Source organism: Streptomyces sp. NPDC002817, assembly GCF_053592055.1.
In genome coordinates, this window is record NZ_JBSFUY010000023.1 from 38102 (window position 1) to 58793 (window position 20692).

20 protein-coding genes and 1 riboswitch are annotated in these 20692 nt (G+C 72.0%); of the genes, 11 read left to right on the forward strand and 9 right to left on the reverse strand.

Annotation, left to right across the window (positions count from 1 at the left end; translation table 11 throughout):
- The first annotated feature begins 1 nt into the window (after window position 1).
- The 4 genes from ACWD3I_RS33390 to ACWD3I_RS33405 are packed head-to-tail and all read left to right on the forward strand — an operon-like array spanning window position 2 to window position 6676.
- Window positions 2–3712, forward strand: coding sequence for a CHAT domain-containing protein (locus ACWD3I_RS33390; RefSeq protein ID WP_365402310.1), 3711 nt, complete (start codon window positions 2–4; stop codon window positions 3710–3712).
- 28 nt (window positions 3713–3740) lie between these two features.
- Entirely contained in the window at window positions 3741–4097 is a 357-nt protein-coding gene (locus ACWD3I_RS33395) for a hypothetical protein (protein WP_365402307.1), read from the forward strand.
- A 10-nt stretch (window positions 4098–4107) separates the two neighbouring features.
- Entirely contained in the window at window positions 4108–5634 is a 1527-nt protein-coding gene (locus tag ACWD3I_RS33400; RefSeq protein ID WP_365402304.1) for a hypothetical protein, read from the forward strand.
- Between the two features lie 46 nt (window positions 5635–5680).
- On the forward strand, window positions 5681–6676 hold the full coding sequence (locus tag ACWD3I_RS33405; protein ID WP_365402301.1) for a 2-hydroxyacid dehydrogenase: 996 nt from the start codon (window positions 5681–5683) through the stop codon (window positions 6674–6676).
- On the opposite strand, the gene ACWD3I_RS33410 is transcribed toward ACWD3I_RS33405, so the two are convergent.
- Together ACWD3I_RS33410 and ACWD3I_RS33415 are read right to left on the reverse strand one after the other, a co-directional pair.
- Window positions 6628–8517 carry an anthranilate synthase family protein gene (locus ACWD3I_RS33410; RefSeq protein WP_365402298.1) on the reverse strand — a complete coding sequence of 630 codons (1890 nt, stop codon included), beginning with the start codon at window positions 8515–8517 and terminating at the stop codon, window positions 6628–6630. The two genes, ACWD3I_RS33405 and ACWD3I_RS33410, sit on opposite strands and share 49 nt — an antisense overlap.
- Before the next feature lie 104 nt (window positions 8518–8621).
- The gene (locus ACWD3I_RS33415; protein ID WP_373463852.1) at window positions 8622–8711 is read right to left on the reverse strand and encodes a trp operon leader peptide; all 90 of its coding nucleotides are present in this window, start codon (window positions 8709–8711) and stop codon (window positions 8622–8624) included.
- Window positions 8712–8774: 63 nt separating this feature from the next.
- On the opposite strand from ACWD3I_RS33415, the gene ACWD3I_RS33420 reads away from it, so the two are divergent.
- Window positions 8775–10124 (forward strand): class II 3-deoxy-7-phosphoheptulonate synthase, encoded by a 1350-nt coding sequence (locus tag ACWD3I_RS33420; protein ID WP_365402295.1) that lies wholly within the window; start codon window positions 8775–8777, stop codon window positions 10122–10124.
- Between the two features lie 164 nt (window positions 10125–10288).
- Window positions 10289–10522 (forward strand): (2Fe-2S)-binding protein, encoded by a 234-nt coding sequence (locus tag ACWD3I_RS33425; protein WP_365402292.1) that lies wholly within the window; start codon window positions 10289–10291, stop codon window positions 10520–10522.
- Here ACWD3I_RS33425 and bfr read toward each other — a convergent pair.
- Window positions 10519–10998 (reverse strand): bacterioferritin, encoded by a 480-nt coding sequence (gene bfr / locus ACWD3I_RS33430; RefSeq protein ID WP_030596293.1) that lies wholly within the window; start codon window positions 10996–10998, stop codon window positions 10519–10521. The two genes, ACWD3I_RS33425 and bfr, sit on opposite strands and share 4 nt — an antisense overlap.
- Window positions 10999–11174: 176 nt before the next feature.
- Here bfr and ACWD3I_RS33435 point away from each other — a divergent pair, with 176 nt between their 5' ends.
- Window positions 11175–11807 (forward strand): sulfite oxidase-like oxidoreductase, encoded by a 633-nt coding sequence (locus ACWD3I_RS33435; RefSeq protein WP_365402288.1) that lies wholly within the window; start codon window positions 11175–11177, stop codon window positions 11805–11807.
- Window positions 11808–11831: 24 nt separating this feature from the next.
- Here ACWD3I_RS33435 and ACWD3I_RS33440 read toward each other — a convergent pair whose 3' ends face one another.
- The 6 genes from ACWD3I_RS33440 to thiO form a co-directional block, all read right to left on the reverse strand.
- Entirely contained in the window at window positions 11832–12311 is a 480-nt protein-coding gene (locus ACWD3I_RS33440) for a DUF4396 domain-containing protein (protein ID WP_365402285.1), read from the reverse strand.
- A 76-nt stretch (window positions 12312–12387) separates the two neighbouring features.
- Entirely contained in the window at window positions 12388–13248 is an 861-nt protein-coding gene (locus ACWD3I_RS33445) for a deoxyribonuclease IV (protein WP_266893572.1), read from the reverse strand.
- Window positions 13249–13308: 60 nt separating this feature from the next.
- Window positions 13309–15228, reverse strand: a complete 1920-nt coding sequence (gene pknB, locus ACWD3I_RS33450; RefSeq protein WP_365402282.1) for a Stk1 family PASTA domain-containing Ser/Thr kinase — start codon at window positions 15226–15228, stop codon at window positions 13309–13311.
- Between the two features lie 118 nt (window positions 15229–15346).
- Window positions 15347–16141 carry a thiazole synthase gene (locus tag ACWD3I_RS33455; RefSeq protein WP_365402279.1) on the reverse strand — a complete coding sequence of 265 codons (795 nt, stop codon included), beginning with the start codon at window positions 16139–16141 and terminating at the stop codon, window positions 15347–15349.
- Window positions 16142–16144: 3 nt separating this feature from the next.
- On the reverse strand, window positions 16145–16345 hold the full coding sequence (gene thiS / locus ACWD3I_RS33460; protein ID WP_266893578.1) for a sulfur carrier protein ThiS: 201 nt from the start codon (window positions 16343–16345) through the stop codon (window positions 16145–16147).
- On the reverse strand, window positions 16342–17496 hold the full coding sequence (thiO, locus tag ACWD3I_RS33465; RefSeq protein ID WP_365402276.1) for a glycine oxidase ThiO: 1155 nt from the start codon (window positions 17494–17496) through the stop codon (window positions 16342–16344). Before thiO ends, thiS begins: the two co-directional genes overlap by 4 nt.
- Window positions 17494–17605, reverse strand: a riboswitch (TPP riboswitch). Its footprint overlaps the gene before it by 3 nt.
- A gap of 52 nt (window positions 17606–17657) precedes the next feature.
- On the opposite strand from thiO, the gene ACWD3I_RS33470 reads away from it, so the two are divergent.
- The 4 genes from ACWD3I_RS33470 to thiE all read left to right on the forward strand — a co-directional run bounded on the left by ACWD3I_RS33470 (window position 17658) and on the right by thiE (window position 20667).
- Window positions 17658–18008, forward strand: coding sequence for a hypothetical protein (locus ACWD3I_RS33470; protein WP_365402273.1), 351 nt, complete (start codon window positions 17658–17660; stop codon window positions 18006–18008).
- Between the two features lie 32 nt (window positions 18009–18040).
- Window positions 18041–19258, forward strand: a complete 1218-nt coding sequence (locus tag ACWD3I_RS33475; RefSeq protein ID WP_365402270.1) for an NAD(P)/FAD-dependent oxidoreductase — start codon at window positions 18041–18043, stop codon at window positions 19256–19258.
- A 65-nt stretch (window positions 19259–19323) separates the two neighbouring features.
- On the forward strand, window positions 19324–19695 hold the full coding sequence (locus ACWD3I_RS33480; protein ID WP_046261263.1) for an Rv2175c family DNA-binding protein: 372 nt from the start codon (window positions 19324–19326) through the stop codon (window positions 19693–19695).
- A 291-nt stretch (window positions 19696–19986) separates the two neighbouring features.
- Entirely contained in the window at window positions 19987–20667 is a 681-nt protein-coding gene (gene thiE, locus ACWD3I_RS33485; RefSeq protein ID WP_365402267.1) for a thiamine phosphate synthase, read from the forward strand.
- Window positions 20668–20692 lie beyond the last annotated feature (25 nt).

Consider the following 20692-nt stretch of genomic DNA (forward strand, 5'->3'; position numbering starts at 1 on the left):
GATGGTCGGGTGGTGGAGCGGGCGGGAGCTGCGGGCGCTGCTGGAGCGGCACGAGGGGGAACTCGCCACGGTCTGGCCCGCCGTCCGGGACGGCGGGGTGCCGCCGACTCCCTCGCCGCGGCAGGTGGCCGGGCTCGGCGAACTGCTCCGGGCGGCCGGGCGGTCGGTCGACGCCAGGGGCGGGCGGGGCGGCCATCCGCCGGAGCACGCGGCGGTCCTGCTCGCCCTCGCCCTGCTGCACCGCGCGCGCCCCGCGGCCACGCCCCCCGACCTGCGCCCCCTGGTCGACCCGACGGCCCGCGTCGACGCGGAGACGGTGAACGCCGCCGGCCGCATGACCGCCGGATTCCTCGACCACGCCCGGGACGAGGGCACCCCCGCGCACCTCCGCCGCTGGTGCCTGGACGCCACCCTCCTGTGCGGCACGCGCTGTCTGAGCGGTTCCGCCCCGGACGACCCCCGGCGCGCCGCGATGCACGAACTCCTCTCACTCGCCGCGGAACAGCGCTTCCGGGACGGCGACGACTCCGGCGACGAGGACGCGGCCATCGCCCACGCCCGTGCCGCCCACGAATCCGCTCCGCCCGCGACACCCTCCGCCGCCCGCGCCTGCCGTCTCGCCGAGCTGCTCACCGACCGCGCCCGCCGAATGCGGAACCCCGCACTCCTCGCGGACGCTCCCCACCTCGCCCGGACCGCGCTCTCCCGTACCGACCCGGCGAGCCCCGAGTGGCTCTACTTCGCGACCCGGGCGATGAGCACCTCCATCGAGGCCGTCCTCGGGGCGGGCAACAGCGTCGAACGGTTCGACGAGGCACTGGAGCTGCAGCGCACGGTCCGCCGGCATCCGCTGTACCCCCGGATCAGGAACAGGGTGGAGCACGTGTACGCGGATCTGCTCGCCCAGCGCTTCGCCCGCCGGCACGACCCGGAGATCCTCGACGAGGCCATCGAGGCCTACGAGGAGCTCCACGCGGCCCAGCCGCTCAAATACGCCGCCCATCTCGGCCGGCATCTGCAGTACCGCTACCAGCTGCGCGGCGACACCGCGGACCGGCGGCGCGCGCTGGACCTCATGGCGGAGGGCCTGTCGGGGCCGGACACCTCGGCAGAGGCGGTCAGTTCGTACGGCGCCGCCGCGATGCACGAGTACCGCGAGACCGGCGACCACGAGGTGATCACCCGCGCTCTGACGACCGTGACCCGGCTGACTGCCCCCGACGGAGCGCACGCCGGCGACTTCAGGCCCCTGCGTGCGCGCTGTCTCCTGCTGCTCGCCCACTCCGAGGCCATGGCCGTGCCCGACTACGGCCCCGTCGAAGAGGCCGCCCGCCGCACCCTGGAACACACCCGCTCCGCCGCCGACCGAGGCCTGGCCCTGTCGCTGCTCGCCACGGTGCTCGTCCACCGCTGCCGCTCCGGCGGGGACCCGGCCGTGCTGGACGAGGCGGTGCACCACTGCCGTGAAGGACTCGCCGCTCTGCCCGACCACGGGAACGCCGAGCTGTCCGACCGCGGGAACACCGAGGCCCCCGACCAGTTGCGGGTCGCCCTGGTCCTGGCCCTGGCCGAACGGCACACCCGCACCGGGCACCTGGCCTCACTGCGCGATGCGGTGGACGAGGCGGAGCGGCTGGCCGGACACATGGCGGTCGTCGCCGCGGAGCTCCCGGTGCTCCTGGGCAACGCGACCTCCCTGCTGGTCCGGTACGCCCGCGAGACCAAGGACAGTGCCCAACTCGACCGGGCGCAGCGCCTGGTGGAACGAGCCATGACCACCACGGAGCCCAGCGGCCTGGCGGTCCCGCTCGGCAGCGTCCTCCTGGCCCGCGCCCAGCTGCCCGACGCCGGGATCGAGGCCGCCGAGACCGTCGTACGCCACTACGAGACGGCCCTGCGGGAGGCTCCGGCGGATGTGCTGCGCCGCACCCTCCTGTACGGCAACCTCTCGCACGCGCTGCGCGAGCGACACCGCATCGGCGGTGACCGGGAGGATCTGGACCTGGCTCTGGCAGCCGCCCGGAAGTGTCTGCGGCTCGCGCCGTCCGGGCATCCGCTGCGCGGCGGCGGCCTGGGGGCCGTGTCCTGGGTCCTGGGCGACATCGCGGCGGCGGACGGGAACCACGACGCCATCGTCGACCAGGCGATCGCCGTCAACGCCGAGCTGGCCGCCGATCCGGCCCAGCCCCCGGCCCACAACGTCTCGGCCGCGCTGCGGCTGGCGGAGGTGGCCCACGCCACCGGCGACACGGAGCGCGCCCTCACCGCCGCGCGGGCCGCGATCGAGACACTGCCCCTCGTGGTGTGGCGCGGCGCCGACCGTTCCGATCAGGAAAAGACGCTCAGCGAAACGGAGTTGGGGTCGCTCGCCGCGAAGATCGCACTGGCTGCCGGGAAACCGCGCGACGCGCTGGAGCTGCTGGAGGCCGGCCGCGGCATCCTCGCCGCCCAGGCTCTCGAACTCCGCACCGAGACCGAGGACCTGGCAGCCGCCGCACCCGAACTCGCCATCCGCTTCGACACGGTGCGCCGAGCACTCGAACAGGTCACCGACGACCCCTCCGCGGCGGCTGCCGACCGCCGGCACCGGCTGGCCCGTGAATGGCACGAGACCCTCGACGCGATCCGTGCCCGGGACGGTTTCACGGACTTCCTGCGGCCGCCCCGAGCCGGACAGCTCCTGCCCGCGGGAGTGCGGGGGCCGGTCGTGGTCGTCACCGTGAGCGAGGAAGGCACCGGGCACGCGCTGCTGCTCGACGGCACGGACCTCACGGTCTGCCCGCTGCCCGGCCTCACCCACGCAGAGGCCCGGGAGCGCGGCGAGCTGCTCTTCCAGGCGGTCGCCGCGGCGGGGCGCTCCGGGCTGGCCCGGGCCTTCGCCGAGCAGTCCGTCGGCGACCTCCTGGAGTGGCTGTGGAGCACGGTCGCCGAGCCGGTCCTCGACGCCCTCGACATCACCGGACCGCCCCCGCCCGGCCAGGAACCGCCCCGCCTGTGGTGGTGCCCTTCCGGACCGCTGACCTTCCTGCCGCTGCACGCCGCCGGCGCCGTGCCCGACCGGGTCGTCTCCTCGTACACCCCGAGCCTCACGGCCCTGCTGCGAGCCCGGGACCGTGCCGTGCCCGTGGACCGGGAGCCGCTCATCGTCGCCGTACCGGAGACGCCGGGCCAGGCCCCGCTGCCGGGCGCCCTGCGCGAGGCCGAGCTCGCCCACCGCACGGTCGGCGGCACGCTGCTGTCCGGGGACGCGGCCCACGCCGACGCCGTACGGGTCGCGCTCGCCGGGCACTCCTGGGTGCACTTCGCCTGCCACGGCGTCCAGGACCCCGAACAGCCCTCCGAGGGACGGCTGTTGCTGCCCGGCGGCACGCTGTCCGTGCGGGATATGACCCGACTCCGGCTGCCCGCCGCCGAGTTCGCGTATCTCTCGGCGTGCGAGACGGCACTGGGCGGAACCCGGCTGCCCGACGAGGCCCTGCACCTCGCAGGCTCCCTCCAACTCGCCGGTTTCTCGCAGGTGATCGGCACGCTCTGGCGGGCCGACGACGACACGTCGGCCGAGATCGCGGAGGGTGTCTACGGCGAGCTGGCGGCGGCGGGGCCGGGGGCGCCGCCCGCGGCACTCGCGCTGCACCGCGCCGTACGACGGCTTCGAGTGCGGTGTCCGGAGCGGCCGTTGAGCTGGGCGGCGCATGTGCATTCGGGGGCGTGAGAGGGGTGCGGGGTCCTACGATCGGACCATGGCACTTCCGGACGATCCCGCCGCGCTGAGCACGCTGCACGCCGATTTCTGCCGGGAGTTGGCAGTACTGCGGATGCTGAGCGGTCCCCGGCGGGCGGAGTTCGAACAGGCCGTACGGCGGCTGCGCGAGGGCGCGGACTTCGGTGAGGTGCTCCGCTCCCTCGCCCCTGCCATCACCGATCCGCTGCTCGGACGTCACGCCCCTACCCCGGTCGCCGCTCCCGGCCCGCCCGTCCCCGGCCGCTACCTCTGCCCGATCGATGCCTGTCAGCGTGTGGAGCAGCGCTTCGCCGGTGAGGGCCCACCCGAGTGCCTGCTCCACGAGCGTGTACTGACCTTCGTCCCCGACGTATGAGGGACATCCGGTGACGGGATTCCTCGCCGAGCTCGGCCGGAAGCTGGCCGAGCGGTGGTTCACCCTGCTTGTCCTGCCGGGCCTCGCCTATCTGCTCGTCGCGGCGGCCGTCGTGCGGCTCGGCCGGAGCGGCCGGCATGACTGGCGTGCCCTGTGGGACGGCTTCACCGCGCTCACCGAGGGCGACCCCGGGCAGCAGGACAGCGTGGTCGCCCGCGCCGTCCTGCTGATCCTCGCCGCGGTCCCCGTCTCCGCCGCCGTCGGCGCCCTCGCCCAGGCACTCGCCGGCCCGGTCGAACGAGCCCTGTGCGGCCCGTGGCCCCACCCCTTCACCGCCCTCTCGGCCCGCCTGACCGCCCGCCGCGAGAGAGCCTGGACCGCCGAGGACACCTCCTACCGCAGCCAGCGCGCCCTGGCGGAGGCAGCCGCCCGCAGACAGCTCACCTCGACCCAGGCCGCCCGCCACGCCGAGAGACAGACCGCTCGGACCCAGGCCACGGGGACCCCTCCCGCCGCCCGCTCAGCCACCACCCCGGACCCGGCCCACCCCACCGCCGGTCCCGACGCGACCCATGCCACTGTCCCGGACCCGGCCCGGTCCGGTGCGGCTTCGTCGGTCGATCCCGACGTGGCTGAGGGCGCCGGCTCCGTCGCGGCCCACGCCACCGGCCTCTCCGCCACCGGTCCCGACATCACCCAGCCCGCCACGACTCCCCTCCCCGCCCGGGCCCGCTCCGGTGCGGCTTCGTCGGTCGATCCCGACGTGGCTGAGGGCGCCGGCTCCGTTGCGGCCCACGCCACCGGCCTCTCCGCCACCGGTCCCGACATCACCCAGCCCGCCACGGCTCCCCTCCCCGCCCGGGCCCGCGCCGGTGCCGCTTCGTCCGTCGATCCCGACGTGGCTGAGGTCGCCGGCTCCGTCGCGGCTCGTACCGCCGGCTCCGTCGCGGCCCACGCCACCGCCCCCTCCGGCCCCGCCCCGGCCCGCCCCACCGGCAGCACCCCCGCTCGACCCGCGCAGCACCACGCCACCCGCGCCGCCCGCTACGCCGGGATCGCCGCCCACCACGACCGGCACGCCGCGGTCCATGCCGCCCGGCGCAACGCCCGCTCCCTGATCCGTCCCGAACATCCCACGCGCCTCGGGGATCGTCTCCACGCTCCCGCCGTCCGCCTCGGGGCCGAGTACGGCATCGACCTCGCCACCGTCTGGCCCCGTCTGTGGCTCCTTCTCCCCACGTCCACCCGCGACACCCTCACCGAGACCCGGACCCGCCTGGACGCCGCGTTCGCGCTGGGTGGCTGGGCGCTGCTGTATCTGCCGCTCGCCCTGTGCTGGTGGCCGGCCGCGCTGATCGCCGTGGTGACCGCCGCCGTCGCGCGGCGAAGGGCCGCGCTCGCCGCCGAGGCCTACGCGGAGCTCGTCGAGGCCACCGTGGACCTGCATCTCGCTCGTCTCCACAGCCGCCTCGCCGAACCCCGCCCGTCCCCGCAGCAGGGCCGCGCCCTGACGGAGCGGCTCCGTAGGGGTCTGTGAGATATTCGCCAGTACCAGACAATTCCGGCGCACCCCGGAGGGCCGCGTGGAGATTCTCGCCTTCGGTGTCCAGGCGGACGAGAAGCCCCTGATCCAGCGGGCCTTCCGGGACCACCACGAGGTCCGCTGCCTCGACGTCTTCCTCAACGAGGACACCGCCCCCATCGCGGCCGGCTACGAGGTGATCTCCACCAGCGTCAACGCCGAACTCGGCGCCCGTGTCCTGGAAGTCCTCGCGGCCGGCGGCACACGGATGATCGCCCAGCGGTCCACCGGGTTCAACAACATCGACCTCAAGGTCGCCGAACGGCTCGGCCTGACGGTCGCCCGGGTCTCGTACTACTCGCCGTACTCCGTCGCCGAGTTCGCCTGGACCCTCGCGATGGCGGTCAACCGCCGTATCGTCCGCGCCTCCACCCGCACCCGGGACTTCGACTTCCGTCTCGACGGCCTGATGGGCCGTGACCTGCGCGGCCGCACCGCCGGCGTCCTCGGTACCGGCAAGATCGGCGAGGCCTTCACCCGGATCGCCCACGGCTTCGGCATGCGATTGCTGGGATGGGACGTCGCCGAGAACCCCGCCTGCAGGGAACTCGGCATGGAGTACGTCCCCAAGGAACAGCTCCTCGCCGAGTCCGATCTCGTCACCCTGCACGTCCCGCTGATGCCGGAGACCGAGCACCTCATCGACGCCGACGCCCTGAAGGCGATGAAGGACGACGCGATCCTGGTCAACTCCAGCCGCGGTGGCCTGATCGACACCACGGCCCTCGTCGACGAGCTGCGCGCCGGCCGCTTCGCGGGCGTCGGCCTCGACGTGTACGAGGCGGAGGCGGGCCTGTTCTTCCTCGACAAGTCCCTGGAGGCCATCGAGGACGACACCCTGGCCCGCCTGGTCACCTTCCCGAACGTCCTGGTCACGTCCCACCAGGCGTACTACACCGAGGACGCCGTCGGCCAGATCGTCGACGCCACGGTGCGCAACGTCCTCGACTACAAGGCCGGCCGCCGCTCCGAGAACGTGCTCGTCCCGCGCAGCTGACCCACCAACTCCCGTACGACCGCGGCACCGTTCAGCGTGAGCACCGACTCCGGGTGGAACTGCACCCCGGCGAAGCCCGGCCCGCGCAGGGCATGCACCTCGCCCGCGGCGCTCCGGCTGACCTCGACCTCGTGCGCCGCCAGCTCGGCCGCCGTCTCGTCGTCGCAGTGCGCCACGAAGCTGTTGTAGAAGCCCACGGTCTCCGGCCGCCCGAACAGGTCGACCGTCGTCTGCGCGCCCTGGTAGGGCACTTCCTTCCGTACGATCTCCAGGCCCAGCTCGGCCGCCAGCAGCTCGTGCCCGAGGCAGACGCCGAGCACACCGTGCCGGTTCTCGCGGACGACGTGGGCGGTCAGGTCACGCAGGAAGCCCATCTTGGGGTCGGTCAGGTCGCAGGGGTCGCCCGGACCGGGGCCCAGGACCACCGGACCCTCATGGGCGAGGACCGCCTCGCGCAGACCGGGTTCGTCGTACCGCCGGACGGTGACCTCCAGCCCGCTGGACCGCAGGACGTGCGCGAGCATCGCCGTGAAGGTGTCCTCGCCGTCCACGACCAGGGCGTGGCCGGTGAGCTCCGCGTCCTTCCCGGGGGATTCCTGCATCCGCAGCCAGAACGGGGCGAGCGACGACCGGCGACCGTCGAGAGCGGCCCGCACCCGGGGGTCGTCGGCCAGCCGGGGACGTACGCCTTCCTCGCGCGGCCGCCGCGCACGCACGCCCAGCGCCGCCAGCACCCCCGCCGCCTTCGCGTGCGTCTCGGCCACCTCGCCCGCCGGGTCCGAGCCGCGGACGAGCGTGGCGCCGACCGGTACCCGCAGCCGGCCGTCCGCGTCGATGTCCGCGGTGCGGATGAGGATGGGGGAGTCCAGGGTCTGGGCCCCGCCGGAGTCCTTCCCCAGCAGCGCCAGCGCCCCCGCGTAGTAGCCGCGCCCCCCGACCTCGTGCCGCTCGATGACCCGGCAGGCGTTCTGCACGGGCGAGCCGGTGACGGTCGCCGCGAACATGGTCTCCTTCAGCACCTCCCGCACATCCAGCGATGACTTCCCGCGCAGCTCGTACTCCGTGTGCGCGAGATGAGCCATCTCCTTCAGCCGCGGCCCGATGACGACCCCGCCCATGTCGCCGACGGTGCACATCATCTTGAGCTCCTCGTCGACGACCATCGACAGCTCCTCGATCTCCTTGCCGTCGGCGAGGAAGTCGAGCAGGTGCTCGGGCGTCGGCCCCTCGGCGGGATAGCGGTACGTCCCGCTGATCGGGTTCATGACGACCGTGCCGCCGGACATGCGCACATGCACCTCGGGGCTGGCGCCGACGAGGGTCCGGTCACCGGTGTGGACGACGAAAGTCCAGTACGCGCCGCGCTCACCTTCGAGGAGTCGCCGGAACAGGGCGAGGGCATCGGCTCTTCCGAACCCCGGGATCTCACCCTCGTACGTCCGCCGGATCACGAAGTTCGCGCCCTCGCCCTGCCCGATCTCCTCCCGCAGCACGCGCCCGACGATCCCGGCGTACTCCTCGTCGCCGACGTCGAAGCCACCGCGCTCGACACGCACGTCGTGCGCCGGGAGCTGGGCCAGGACCTCCTCCAGATCCAGCGTGTGGGTCTCCTCGGGCGTCAGCACCGCGAGCGGCGTCCCGTCGTCCCGCACGTCGAAGCCGCGCTCGCGGATCTGGCGGAAGGGAACCAGGGCGAGGCCTTCGTCGGGGAGGTCGGCGAGACGGTCGTACGTGGTGACCGGGCCGAGCAGCAGCTCCACGGTCCGCTCGTCATGGCCCGGCGTACGACGGCGCAGCAGGGCGAACGGGCGGGGATCGTCGAGCAGGTCGATCAGATGCATGGGTCCGTTGTCCTTCTCGGTGAGAGTTCACTGGGAGGAACGGACCCCGGAAACGCCGAAGGCCGCCCCTCGGGCGGCCTTCGCGAAGTCTTGCGTACGCGCAGTCAGTGGGCCGCCGGATGAGCGGTCCACCACCAGTTCTGGGTCGAGTGCGCGAACATGCGACGCACCTTACCCCACGCGCACCTGAGCATGGGTGCGTCTCACCTGTCGAGCCGTGCGAAAACGACGCGACACGACCCCGTAATGTTGAGGCCGTGACCGTGAACGCTAAGACCGGCCAGAGCGCCGGCAACACCTGGCGAGACCTGCCCGCGGCGCAGCAGCCCGAGTACCCCGACACCGAGGCTCTGCGCGCAGTCGTTGCGGACCTCGAGTCGTATCCGCCGCTCGTCTTCGCGGGCGAGTGCGATCAGCTGCGCGCCCGGTTGGCGGCCGTCGCCAAGGGAGAGGCGTTCCTCCTCCAGGGCGGCGACTGCGCCGAGGCCTTCGACGCGGTGTCCGCCGACCACATCCGCAACAAGCTCAAGACCCTGCTCCAGATGGGCGCCGTGCTGACGTACGCCGCCTCGGTGCCGGTCGTGAAGGTCGGCCGTATCGCCGGCCAGTACTCCAAGCCGCGCTCCAAGGGCACCGAGACCCGTGACGGCGTGACCCTGCCGACGTACCGCGGCGACTCGGTCAACGGCTTCGAGTTCAACGAGAAGGCCCGCATCCCGGACCCCGAGCGCCTGAAGCGGATGTACAACGCCTCCGCCTCCACGCTCAACCTGGTGCGCGCCTTCACCACGGGTGGCTACGCGGACCTGCGCCAGGTGCACGCCTGGAACCAGGACTTCGTGAAGTCGTCCCCGTCCGGGCAGCGCTACGAGCAGCTGGCGCGCGAGATCGACCAGGCGCTGAACTTCATGCGGGCCTGCGGGACCGACCCGGAGGAGTTCAAGACCGTCGAGTTCTACTCCTCGCACGAGGCGCTGCTGCTGGACTACGAGTCGGCGCTGACCAGGGTCGACTCGCGTACGGGCAGCCTGTACGACGTCTCGGGCCACATGGTCTGGATCGGTGAGCGCACCCGCCAGCTGGACGGCGCGCACATCGAGTTCGCCTCCAAGATCCGCAACCCGATCGGGATCAAGCTGGGCCCGACGACGACGGCCGAGGACGCGCTCCAGTACATCGAGCGCCTCGACCCGGACCGCGAGCCGGGCCGCCTCACCTTCATCGTGCGGATGGGCGCGGACAAGGTCCGCGACAAGCTGCCCGAGCTGGTCGAGAAGGTCACCGCCTCCGGCGCGACCGTCGCCTGGATCACCGACCCGATGCACGGCAACACCTACGAGGCGGCCTCCGGCCACAAGACCCGTCGCTTCGACGACGTGCTCGACGAGGTCAAGGGCTTCTTCGAGGTCCACAAGGGCCTGGGCACCCACCCGGGCGGCATCCACGTGGAGCTCACCGGTGACGACGTCACCGAGTGCGTGGGCGGCGGCGACGAGATCTTCGTCGACGACCTGCACCAGCGCTACGAGACGGCCTGCGACCCGAGGCTCAACCGCAGCCAGTCCCTGGACCTGGCGTTCCTCGTCGCGGAGCTGTACCGGGACTAGTAGCAGATCAGCAGTGGATGCGCCTGTTACAGGAGCATGAGGTGGGGCGCGGATCACATACGATCCGCGCCCCACTCCACTTTTGCGGTTCCTGCGTGCCGGGTAAGGTTAGGTTAGCCTCACCGATTAATCGGGACGGCACCACTTATCGATCCCGGCGGGAGGTGAACCGCGTGTACGTCTGCAGTTGCTTCGGCGTCACCGAGCAGCAGGTCAAGAAGCACGCGGCGGACGGTGCCTGCACCCCGCGCCAGATAGCCTCCGCCTGCAAGGCGGGCACCGACTGCGGTTCCTGTGTACGGCGCATCCAGGCGCTGCTGGGCCGGGGCGCCTGCCCGACACGTGAGCTCGCCGATCAGGGTCAGCCGGTTCTTGCCGGGCTGGACGAGGCCGCCTAGCTCTCCGGCTGCTCGATCAGCTGCGCGATGTAGAGCGCCTCGCCGAGCTTCTCCACCAGCTCCAGCTGGGTGTCGAGGTAGTCGATGTGGTGCTCCTCGTCCTCGAGGATCGACTCGAAGATGTTCGCGGACGTGATGTCGCCCTTGGCGCGCATCACCTCGATACCGCGCTTGAGGCGGTCGATCGCCTCGACCTCGACCTGCCGGTCGGCCTCGAACATCTCTTTGACCGTCTGCCCGACCCGGACGTGGAACAGGCGCTGGTAGTTCGGCAGCCCGTCCAGGAAGAGGATCCGGTCGGTGAGCACCTCGGCGTGCTTCATCTCGTCGAACGACTCGTGGCGCGTGTACTTGGCGAGCTTCGTCCAGCCGAAGTTCTCCTGCATCTTCGCGTGCAGGAAGTACTGGTTGATCGCGGTGAGCTCGCCGGTGAGCTGCTCGTTGAGGAATTCGATGACCTCGGGGTCGCCCTGCATCGCAGAGGCTCCTTCCAACCGGGGGGAACTGGCAGGTTGCGCCGCATCCTTGCACCGGTATCGAAGATCGTCCAGTAAGTCTTCACTTAGTAAGTAAGGGCATGCTTAGTCCGGTTTGAGGCGAATTGGTCAGAGGTTGGTCATGTGCACTGCCCCGGGTCTGTCAGGATGGAGTCATGGGTCAGCCGGTGGAACGCGAGTCAGGAGAAGCGGCACAATCCGAGCTTCCGCCGGGACAGCGGATCCAGCGCGGCTGGCCGGTCACGCACTACGGACCCGTCCCCAAGTTCCGCCCCGAACGCTGGGAGTTCCGCGTCTTCGGAGCCACCGCCGACGGTGAGAAACAGTGCTGGAACCACGACGAGTTCACGGCTCTGACGCACACCAGCGTCGTGGCCGATCTGCACTGCGTCACGAAGTTCAGCATGCTCGGCGCCGAGTGGGGCGGCGTCCCCGCCCGGACCATCCTGGACATCGCCCCGCCGGCCCCGGCCGTCACCCATGTGATGGTGTGGGCCGAGTACGGCTTCAGCTCCAACCTGCGCCTCGCGGACTTCGCCGCCGAGCGCACGATCTTCGCCACCCACAAGGACGGCGAGCTGCTCACCGCCGAGCACGGCTTCCCGCTCCGGCTGGTGGTCCCCCATCTGTACGCCTGGAAGGGGCCCAAATGGGTCCGCGGCGTCGAGTACATGACCGCCGACCGCCGTGGCTTCTGGGAGGAGCGCGGCTATCACAACATCGGCGACCCCTGGCGGGAGCAGCGCTACTCCTACCAGGAGGTGCCCGGGGACGGGCCCGACCTCTAGGGTTCCGGCCGGTGCTGGTACTGGTCAGTGGTGGTACTGGTGCACCACCGCGTGGCCCTTGCCGCGGCCGATCATCCACTTGTTGACCGGCGTGGTGAGGACGAAGGCGATGGCCAGGGCGATCGCCAGCGCACCCCAGAACAGCGGGTCGGCGAGTTCGGCGTCCATGGCTCCCGGCCACAGCACGATCACTCCGTTGTCGACCAGCTCCATCACGGCGATGGACAGGGTGTCCGCGGCCAGCGCCACCTTCAGTGCGGCGCGCAGACCCAGGCCCGCCCTGATGACGCCGCGCAGGGTGAGCGCGTAGCCGAAGAAGAAGGCGAGGACGATCGCCAGGATCAGGGTCGGGGTGTTGCCCCAGCCGAGCGCGGTGCCGATGACCATGCCGAGCACCTCGCCGATGGCGCACCCCGTTAGGCAGTGGAGGGTGGCCCGGACGGCCACGGCCCAGCTGCCGCCTGTCTGGTGGTGAGCGTGTCCCGCGTGCGCCTCGTGTTGCATGAGTGCCCCCAATGTCAGGTGACGGTTCCTGCACCGAGCAAGAACCGTATACCCCCCAGGGGTATTCCGTGACGGGCTATGCGTCTCGCAGTTTCTTCAGCCGCTCCACGTCCGCCGCGTGTCCCTCCTTGCCGCCGGGCGTCTCGATGATCAGCGGTACGCCCTCGGTGGCGGGGTGGGTCATCAGCGCCCGGAACGGGTCCTCGCCGATGTGGCCGGCGCCGATGTTCGCGTGCCGGTCCTTGTGGGCGCCGACCACGTCCTTGGAGTCGTTGGCGTGGATCAGCTTCAGACGGCCCTCGCCGACGGTGTCCACCAGCAGGTCGAGGGTCTGGTGCATACCGGAGGGGCCGGTCAGGTCGTGGCCGGCCGCGAAGATGTGGCAGGTGTCGAGGCAGATGCCCAGCTTGGGGTGGGCGTCCAGCGCCTCGAAGTACGGACCGAAGTCCCAGGTCCGCGAGCAGAGCGAGGCGCCCTGACCGGCGGTCGACTCAAGGAGCAGATACGGGTCGTCGTCATGGGTGAGCTCGTCGAGCAGCGGCAGCATGTACTCCCGGACCTGCTTGAGGGCGACGGACCGGTCCCGTCCGCCGGTCGCGCTGCCCGTGTGCACGACGACACCGAGCGCCCCGATCTCCCGCCCGCGCCGCAGCGAGTGCCGCAGGCTCTCCACCGACTTCTCCACCGTCGCCTCGGTGTGCGAGCCGAAGTTGATCAGATACGGGGCATGGACGTACGCCGGGATCGACTCCGCCGCGCACGCCGCACGGAACTCCTCGTCCTGCCGCGGGTTGCCGGTGGGTGTGGCCCAGCCGCGCGGGTTGGCGACGAAGACCTGCACGGTCTCGGCCGCGAGATCACGGGCGTAGGACAGACCGACGGAGTTCAGACCGCCGGCCACGGGGACATGGCCGCCGACGGGGTTGCGCTGAGTCATCACCCGTCCAGGGTGTCACGCGGCGCGGGGTGCCCCGTCAGGGGATGGCGATCGGCCCGGTCAGCGGATCTCGATGGTGATCGTCGAGCCCTTGGGGGCGGTCTGGCCGCCCTCCACCGACTGGTTCTTGACCGTGTCGCCGAACAACCCGAGGAGCCCGCGGTCCTCGTCGACCTCGAAACCGGCCCCCTCCAGCTCGGCCTTCGCGTCGTCGACGCTGTCGCCGACCACGTCTGGGACCTCGACCATCTCCGGACCCTTGGAGATCGTCAGCGTCACGGTGTCGCCCTCGGCGGCCCTGCTGCCGTCCTGCGGGGTCTGCGCGGCGATCAGGCCCTTGTCGTACTCGGAGTTGACCTGCTCGGAGGCGACCTTCACCTTCAGGCCCGCGTCCGCCAGGTCCGCCTTCGCGTCCTCCAGGCTCTCGCCGGTGACGTCCGGGACGTCCACCGGGCTGCCCTTGCTGACGACCAGGGCGACCGCCGCGCCCGAACGGAGCGTGCTGCCCGCCTCCGGGTCGGTGCTGATCACGAAGCCCTTGATGACGTCCTCGCTGAACTCCCGGGTCACCATGCCCGGTTCGAGGCCGTCGCCCTTGAGCCGTGCCCTCGCCTTGTCGAGACGGAGGCCCTTCAGGTCGCCCAGCTTCACGGTCTCGGGGCCCTTGGAGACGGTCAGCGTCACGGAGTCGTTGCTCCGGATGCGGGTGCCCACGGTCGGGTCCGAGCCGATGACCCGGCCGCGCTTCACGGTGTCGCTGTACTCCTGCTTCACCTTGCCGAGTTCGAGGCCGGCCTCCTCCAGCCGGTCCCGGGCCTGCGTCTCGGTCTTGTCGATCAGCGCCGGGACCTTGGTGAACTGGCCGGAGTTGATGTACCAGACGCCGGCTCCGACACCGAGGATCAGCAGCAGGGCGACGACGATCGCGAGCGGCCCGCGAGGAGGTCCCGAACGGCGCCGGGGCGGCGGGGGCGGCGGAGACGCGAACCGGCTCGTGTGGTTGAGCACGGGCCCGTCCTCGTTGACCGGCAGCGGCCGTGGCACCGTCAGTGAGCGCGGGATCACGCTGGTGCGGTCCTCGGCGCCGCTGTGCGCGACGGACAGGGCCTGCGGCGGCACCAGGTCCAGCTGCTCCTCGCTGAGCGCGCCGCGCGCCGCGCGGGCCTGCGCGAGCAGCGCCACCGCGTCGTACGGGCGGATCTCCGGGGTGCGGGCGGTCGCCGAGGCGACCAGCTCGTCCAGCTCGAACGCCAGCCCCGGCACGATGCCCGAGGGCGGCGGGACGTCCTCGTGGAGGTGCTTGTAGAGCACCACGGCGGGGGAGTCCCCGTCATGCGGCTTCTCGCCGGTCAGCATCTCGTAGAGCACGACACCGCACGCGTACACGTCGACGCGGGGGTCGGCGGTGCCGCTCTCGATCTGCTCCGGCGCGAGATACGAGACCGTGCCGAGCACGGTGCCCGTGGTGTTCGTGACGGTGTCGACGGACCGGACGAGCCCGAAGTCGGCCACCTTGACCCGGCCGTCGTCCCCGATCAGCACGTTCTCGGGCTTCATGTCCCGGTGCACGAACCCCGCGCGGTGCGCGGCGCCGAGCGCGGCGAGGACCGGTTCCAGGATGTCGAGCGCGGCCCGCGGCTGCAGTGCGCCACGGTCGCGCAGCACGTCACGCAGGGTGCAGCCCGCCACGTACTCCATGGCGAGATAGACGTACGACCCGTCGGTGCCCTGGTCGAAGACCTGCACCACATTGGGGTGGGCGAGCCGGGCGACGGACTTGGCCTCGCGGATGAACCGGTCGACGAAGGTGACGTCGGCGGCGAGGCCCGGGTGCATCACCTTCAGCGCGAGCACGCGGTCGAGGCGGGTGTCCACGGCCCGGTAGACCGTGGCCATCCCGCCGACCGCGATCCGCGCGTCCACGCGATAGCGGCCGTCGAGCACCTGCCCGACCAGAGGGTCCTGAAGGGTCGTATCCACGCAGGTGAGTGTACGAGCCGCGACTGACAGGGCCGCGGGTTCGGGCGAGATCGGGGCGGGACTGAAGCCGTCCTGTGACGGACGTCGCAACGAATTCCGACCTGCGTCGAACGTACGTTCAGAACGCGGGGCGTTCGGGATCCAGTCGCGCCAACCCCTCCTTGGGGGACGAGGCTTCGGCGAAATGCCGCTTGGGGATGCGCCCCGCCCGGTACGCCAGCCGGCCCGCCTCCACCGCGTGCCGCATCGCGTGCGCCATCAGCTCCGGCTCCTGGGCCCGCGTCACCGCCGAGGCGAGCATCACACCCGCGCACCCCAGCTCCATCGCGAGCGCCGCGTCCGACGCCGTACCGGCCCCCGCGTCCAGGATCACCGGCACGCGCGCGTGCTCGACGATCAGCTGGAAGTTGTGCGGGTTGCGGATCCCGAGCCCGGAGCCGATCGGGGATCCCAGCGGCATGATCGCCGCGCAGCCCACGTCCTCCAGCTTCCGCGCGAGGACGGGGTCGTCGTTGGTGTACGGCAGCACCGTGAAACCGTCGTCGACCAGGGTCTCCGCGGCGTCCAGGAGCTCGATGGGGTCCGGCAGCAGGGTGCGTTCGTCGGCGATGACCTCCAGCTTGACCAGATCGGTGCCGAGGGCCTCGCGCGCGAGGCGGGCCGTCAGCACGGCCTCGCCCGCGGTGAAGCAGCCCGCGGTGTTGGGCAGCACCTCGATGCCGAGCCTGGTCAGCACGGAGAGGACCGAGCCGTGCACATTCGGATCCACCCGCCGCATCGCGACCGTGGTCAGCTCGGTGCCGGAGGCGGTCAGCGCCCGCTCCAGCACATCCAGGCTGGGCACGCCGCCGGTGCCCATGATCAGGCGGGAGGAGAAGGTCCTGCCGCCGAGGACGAAGGGATCGTCGGCCATGGGTCAGCCTCCTTGGACGGCGGTGAGGACCTCGACGCGGTCTCCCTCGCGGAGGGACGTCGACGGCCACTGTCCGCGCGGGACGACGGTTTCGTTGAGGGCCGCGGCCACTCCGGCGGGGGCCGGGGCGAGGGCCCGCACGACGGTGTCGAGAGCCGTGCCGGGAGCGATCTCCCGCGGCTCTCCGTTGACGGAGATGTTCATGCGGGCAGCTCCGTGAAGGTGAAACGCCGGGGGGTGAAGGGGCGGACCTCGTCCGGCAGTTCACCCGTGGTCAGCACATGGGCCATCGCGTCGCCGGTGACCGGCGTGAGTAGCACACCGTTGCGATAGTGGCCGGTCGCCAGGAGCAGCCCAGGGAGCTCGGTCGGTCCGAGCAGCGGAGCGTTGTCGGGGGAACCGGGGCGCAGCCCGGCGCGGGTCTCCGTGAGCGGCAGCTCCGTGATGCCCGGCACCAGCTCATGGGCGTCGCGCAGCAGCTCGTACACCCCGCCCGCGGTCACCGTGGTGTCCCAGCCCTGCTCCTCGCTGGTCGCCCCGATCACCAGCTCGCCGTTCTCGCGCGGCACCAGATAGACCTGGCTGCCACGGACCACGGCACGCACGGTCCGGTTCAGGAAGGGCGCGTACCGCTGCGGCACGGTCAGCCGCAGCACCTGCCCCTTCACGGGCCGCACCGGCGGCAGGACGTCGTCGGGAACACCGGCGAGCCGCCCGCTGAGGCTGCCGGCGGCGAGCACCACCTGGGCCGCGCCCAGCCGGGTGCCGTCGGTGGCCGTGATGCCGGCGGCCCGGTCCCCTACGAGGTCCAGGCGCTCGGCCCAGAGGCGGTGGAAGACCACGCCCGCCCGCTCGCAGGCGGCCAGCAGCGCCTTGACCAGCCGCCGGGGGTCGATCTGATGGTCGCCGTCGACCCGCAGCCCGCCACGCACGCCCGGCGCGAGCATCGGCTCCAGGCGCCGGCACTCCCGCCCGGACAGCCACTCCGACTCCAGGCCCGACTCCTGCTGAAGAGCGTGCAGTTCCCGCAGATGGGCACGGTCGTCGGCGTCCAGCGCGACGGCGAGCGTGCCGCAGCGGCGGTAGCCGAGGTCGTGGCCGGTGAGCTCGGTGAGCTCGGCCGCGAACTCCGGATAGCGGCGGGCCGAGGCCAGGTTCAGGCCCAGCAGGGTCTGCTCGCCGTAGTGCAGTTCCGTGACGGCGGCCAGCATCCCGGCGGCCACCCGGGCGGCCCCGCCGCCCGGTTCGGGATCGACGACGGCCGTGGCGAAACCGCGCTGCGCGGCCCGCCAGGCCGTGACAAGGCCGATGATTCCGCCCCCGACGACCAGGACGTCTGACGTACGTGAGGACATGGGCGTCCAGCCCCTCCCTTCGCCGGCATGACCCGGATCAGGTTCGTACGGTCGGAGGCCGCCAGCCTCCCTCTCAGCCCGGTGCGTCCGGGCTCCCGCGAGTGCTCTACGTTGGCCACCCTAGCTCTTGGTTTTGCGCTTGTGTAAGGGAGCCTGCTGCCATGCCCCGCTCGCTGGACGGCCTCGTCCTCGCCCCCGTCGTCGACCAGGCCGCAGGTCAGGTGGGTACCCGCACCCGGTTCACGTACCACGAGAAGAGCGGCGAGATCTGGGCCGAGTACGGGGGCGGCGACGTCGTGCGCGGGCATCTGGTGGGTACCCGGGAGGGCGACCGGCTCGACTTCCGGTACGTCCAGCTCAAGCACGACGGGACGACCTCGTCGGGGCACTGCGTGTCCACGGTCGTCGAGCTGCCGGACGGGCGGGTGCGGCTGGAGGAGAGCTGGGAGTGGGAGTCGCAGCCGGGCAGCGGGACGAGCGTTGTGGAGCAGGTCACGGTGCATGACCGCTGACTGACAAATTGTCAGTTGTCTATGGTGATCCGGTGAGCGAGCAGACGGAGCAGTCTCAGCGGCGCGTGGTCGTGGTCGGCGCGGGCATGGCCGGCGTGCAGACCGCGGTAGCCCTGCGCGAACAGGGTTTCACCGGCACCGTGACCCTCATCGGCGCGGAGCCGCATCAGCCGTACGACCGGCCGCCGTTGTCCAAGGCCGTACTGCTCGGCAAGGCCGAGGGCTCCGCCTTCGACATCGACTTCGAGGCGCTCGGCATCGCACTGGAACTGGGCCGCGAGGTGCTGGGCGTCCGCCCCGCCGAGCACGAACTGGACACCGGGTCCGGGCCCGTGCCGTACGACGTCCTGGTCCTCGCCACCGGTGCCGAACCGATCCGGCTGCCCGGCGCGGAGGGCGTCCCCGGCGTCCATCTGCTGCGCACCCTCGACGACGCCGAGCGGCTGCGGCCCGTACTCGCCCGGCAGCACGACATCGTGGTGGTCGGCGCGGGCTGGATCGGCGCCGAGTTCGCCACCGCCGCGCGCGAGGCGGGCTGCGCGGTGACGGTCGTCGAGGCCGCCGAAAGGCCGCTCGCGGGGGCGCTCCCTGCGGAGGTGGCCGCGCCGATGTCGTCCTGGTACGCCGACGCCGGTGCCACATTGCGCACCCACGCGCGCGTGGAGCGGGTGCGGCCCGGCGAGGTCCTCCTGGACGACGGCACACGGCTGCCCGCGGACGCCGTCGTGGTCGGCATCGGCGCCCGCCCCGCCACGGCCTGGCTGGCCGGCTCGGGCATCGAGCTCGGCGCGCACGGCGAGGTCGTGGCCGACGACCGCCTGCGCACCTCCGCGCCGGACGTCTACGCGGTCGGCGACTGCGCGTCCTTCCCCTCGGGAAGGTACGGCGAGCGACTGCTGGTCCACCACTGGGACAACGCCCTCCAGGGCCCGCGCACGGTGGCGGCCAACATCATCGGCGAGACGCCCGCGGTCTACGACCCCGTGCCGTACTTCTGGTCCGAGCAGTTCGGCCGCTTCGTCCAGTACGTCGGCCACCACACGTCCGCCGACACGGTGCTGTGGCGCGGCGACCCGTCCGGCCCGGCCTGGACGGTCTGCTGGCTGCGCGAGAACCGCCTCATCGCCCTGCTGGCGGTGGGCCGGCCCCGGGACCTGGCACAGGGACGGCGGCTGATCGAGGCGGGGCCGGAGCTGGACCCGGAGCTGCTGGCGGACCCGGCGAGGCCCCTGAAGGCGGCGACAGTGTAGTTCGAAAGCCCAGGTCGCGGGGGTCTGGCTTCCGACTGTCAGTGCGGGATGGCAGGCTTGATGTCGTGACCGAGATTGACGCAAAGATCGATGCTCTCGTCCCTGCCTGGCTCACCCTCCCCGACATCGCGGAAATCCTCGATGTCGAGGTGACGCGTGCGCGCCAGCTGGTCAAGGACGGCCAGCTCATCGCCGTACGCCGTGGTGAGAACCGCGCACTGCACGTCCCCGCCGCCTTCATCGACGGGGTCGAGCAGAAGGTCGTCAAGGGCCTCACCGGGACCCTGACGCTTCTGAGGGACGACGGCTTCTCCGACGAAGAGATGCTGGAGTGGCTCTTCACCCCCGACGACAGCCTGCCGGGCACCCCCGCCCAGGCGCTGAGCGAGAACCGCGGCACGGAGGTGAAGCGCAGGGCCCAGGCGCTCGCCGTCTGACCCAGGACCGCCGAACCGCCCGGCGCACGGTCCGCCACCCGCGCACCCGCACGGTCGCGACCGCCCCCGTGCGCAGGGCGGCACCGTGCCACAGCGGTGATGGGCGGACGCGTCCCACGCCCGGCGTCGATGACCTGCGGGTTCGTCGCCAGGACGTGGGTCGTGTCCGCCCGTCGCACCTGGGGCCGGGGCGTGGGCCGCGGAGCCGTCCCTGTGGTTCACTACGCCCGGCCCGCCCAGGTCGACCGCACCGGCCCGCAGCCCGTACGCCACCGACATCGGGGGACACCCATGCCCGTCACGTCCGACACCGACGCCCGCGCCCAGCTGGCCGACGCCCGGCTCTATCTCTGCACGGACGCCCGCAAGAAGCAGGGCGACCTGCCCGACTTCCTGGACGCGGTCCTGGAGAACGGCGTCGACTTCATCCAGCTCCGTGACAAGACCCTGGAAGCGGACGAGGAACTGGGCTGGCTGGAACTGTTCGCCGACAAGTGCCACATGTACGGCAAGGTCCTCTCGGTGAACGACCGCGCCGACCTGGCGCACGCGGCCCGGGCCACCCACCCCTGGCCGCCCGCCGTGCTCCACCTCGGCCAGGGCGACCTCCCGGTCCCCGCCGCCCGCGCGATCCTCGGCGACGACATCCTCGTCGGCCGCTCCACGCACTCCGAGGCCGAGGCCGCCGCGGCCGCCGTCCAGGAGGGCGTGGACTACTTCTGCACCGGCCCGTGCTGGCCGACCCCGACCAAGCCCGGCCGCCACGCACCCGGCCTCGACCTGGTCCGGTACACCGCTTCCCTCGAGACCGACCGCCCTTGGTTCGCCATCGGCGGCATCGACCTCGGCAACCTCGACGAGGTGCTGGAGGCGGGCGCCCGCCGGGTCGTCGTCGTACGGGCCATCACGGAGGCCGACGACCCCGGAGCCGCGGCGGCGGAGTTCGCGAAGAGGCTCAGGGACCCGGTGTGACCGGCCCCGGTGTCCGAAGGGTGGA

What these genes read in the sequence shown, in the direction of transcription:
- ACWD3I_RS33470 (WP_365402273.1), top strand. Translation starts at nt 17,658, where the DNA reads ATGCCCCGCTCGCTGGACGGCCTCGTCCTCGCCCCCGTCGTCGACCAG.
- ACWD3I_RS33410 (WP_365402298.1), bottom strand. Translation starts at nt 8,517, where the DNA reads ATGCATCTGATCGACCTGCTCGACGATCCCCGCCCGTTCGCCCTGCTG.
- thiS (WP_266893578.1), bottom strand. Translation starts at nt 16,345, where the DNA reads ATGAACATCTCCGTCAACGGAGAGCCGCGGGAGATCGCTCCCGGCACG.
- ACWD3I_RS33395 (WP_365402307.1), top strand. Translation starts at nt 3,741, where the DNA reads ATGGCACTTCCGGACGATCCCGCCGCGCTGAGCACGCTGCACGCCGAT.
- bfr (WP_030596293.1), bottom strand. Translation starts at nt 10,998, where the DNA reads ATGCAGGGCGACCCCGAGGTCATCGAATTCCTCAACGAGCAGCTCACC.
- ACWD3I_RS33440 (WP_365402285.1), bottom strand. Translation starts at nt 12,311, where the DNA reads ATGCAACACGAGGCGCACGCGGGACACGCTCACCACCAGACAGGCGGC.
- ACWD3I_RS33390 (WP_365402310.1), top strand. Translation starts at nt 2, where the DNA reads ATGGTCGGGTGGTGGAGCGGGCGGGAGCTGCGGGCGCTGCTGGAGCGG.
- ACWD3I_RS33445 (WP_266893572.1), bottom strand. Translation starts at nt 13,248, where the DNA reads ATGACTCAGCGCAACCCCGTCGGCGGCCATGTCCCCGTGGCCGGCGGT.
- ACWD3I_RS33415 (WP_373463852.1), bottom strand. Translation starts at nt 8,711, where the DNA reads ATGCTCAGGTGCGCGTGGGGTAAGGTGCGTCGCATGTTCGCGCACTCG.
- thiO (WP_365402276.1), bottom strand. Translation starts at nt 17,496, where the DNA reads ATGTCCTCACGTACGTCAGACGTCCTGGTCGTCGGGGGCGGAATCATC.
- thiE (WP_365402267.1), top strand. Translation starts at nt 19,987, where the DNA reads ATGCCCGTCACGTCCGACACCGACGCCCGCGCCCAGCTGGCCGACGCC.
- ACWD3I_RS33455 (WP_365402279.1), bottom strand. Translation starts at nt 16,141, where the DNA reads ATGGCCGACGATCCCTTCGTCCTCGGCGGCAGGACCTTCTCCTCCCGC.
- ACWD3I_RS33435 (WP_365402288.1), top strand. Translation starts at nt 11,175, where the DNA reads ATGGGTCAGCCGGTGGAACGCGAGTCAGGAGAAGCGGCACAATCCGAG.